At 50.8% G+C, this 1178-nt stretch carries 2 protein-coding genes; one reads left to right on the forward strand and one right to left on the reverse strand.

Annotated elements, in window-relative coordinates; genetic code table 11:
* Positions 1–79: transposase (locus tag B7L15_RS20060; RefSeq protein WP_369596878.1), on the reverse strand; the 79-nt coding region annotated here is incomplete at its 3' end.
* Positions 80–566: 487 nt separating this feature from the next.
* Between B7L15_RS20060 and B7L15_RS19290 the strand changes: the two genes are divergently transcribed.
* The gene (locus B7L15_RS19290) at positions 567–1049 is read left to right on the forward strand and encodes a response regulator (RefSeq protein ID WP_254902996.1); all 483 of its coding nucleotides are present in this window, start codon (positions 567–569) and stop codon (positions 1047–1049) included.
* The last annotated feature ends 129 nt before the right edge of the window (positions 1050–1178 follow it).

Below are 1178 nucleotides of genomic sequence, written 5' to 3' on the forward strand. Positions count from 1 at the left end.
CAGCAACACGGTGACCTCGGTTTACCACCTGTTTAACGGCTTCGATCTTGAATTCTTCGGTGTATCGTACTCGGCTCATGCGTCCTCCTAGGTGCCTTCAGTATAAGGCCTGGAGGTGTCTACAAAACCAGGGGCGATTCACAATGGTTTCTGGTGCAGGCTGTTTGAGGATGTGCCGCATGGCTCCCAGCAAATATCGCTTCATTCTTTTTTCTAAAAAACGGGCCATTATTTTTAAATAATAGTTTGATCTAATAAGTGTTAGTAAGTGCATGCTATTGCGCTCTGTTCAGTTAATAGACAATGGTCTGCCCGCGGCAGCGACAAGGAAGATTCAAAATGACTACCATTGAAGGCGATACTTTGGCCTTGCCCATGGCGAAAGAGGCAGCTTGAGCCTAAATAACTTAAAGAAGAGTTAAGCTGCATAAGAGGTTTGCAAAAAAAGGGGGCTGGCTTACTGGTTGAATTCAGATACGTATGCTTTGTGGGGTATAAGTTGCCGTATTTAAGAAAAGCTTAAGTTTTGGTAGCGAAGATAGCGGTTCGTGGATTGGGGGAGCAGCATGCGTGCACTGCTAATAGAAGATGATCCCTTGCTTGGGGATGGGATTAAAACGGCGCTGGAACGCGAGGGGTACACGGTCGATTGGTTTATGCTTGGCCGCGAGGCCATCCGCGCTATCGGAAGCGAGACTTTCAGTGTGATCATCCTGGATCTTGGCCTGCCTGATATGGACGGCATGCAGGTGCTCCAGTTACTCCGTCAGCAATCCATCCTACCTATTCTGATTTTGACCGCCCGCGATGCGATGGAAGACCGTATTGGTGGTTTAGATGCCGGGGCAGATGACTATGTGCTCAAGCCTTTCAATTTGCAGGAGCTGCTCGCCCGTTTGCGTGTCGTAATGCGACGCGCTGAGGGGCGGGCCTCGCAGATATTGACGCTGGGGGCGCTGAGTATTGATGAGGCTCGTCATGTGGTGAGTTGGCGGGGTAAAGACGTAAAGTTGGGCCGACGGGAGTATGCCTTATTCCTGAATCCGTGAGACCGGCCCCCGGAAGCACTTCTAACCCACTGACCTGCATGGCAATATAGCCATTATCGCCATTCACCCAGACAGTGCCATGCCCAACATAAAGTTCCGCGCCAGTTGCCGCACCCTCACCAGCCACGC

The sequence above is a fragment of the Halomonas sp. CSM-2 genome (assembly GCF_002119345.1).
Lineage (GTDB): Bacteria > Pseudomonadota > Gammaproteobacteria > Pseudomonadales > Halomonadaceae > Vreelandella > Vreelandella janggokensis.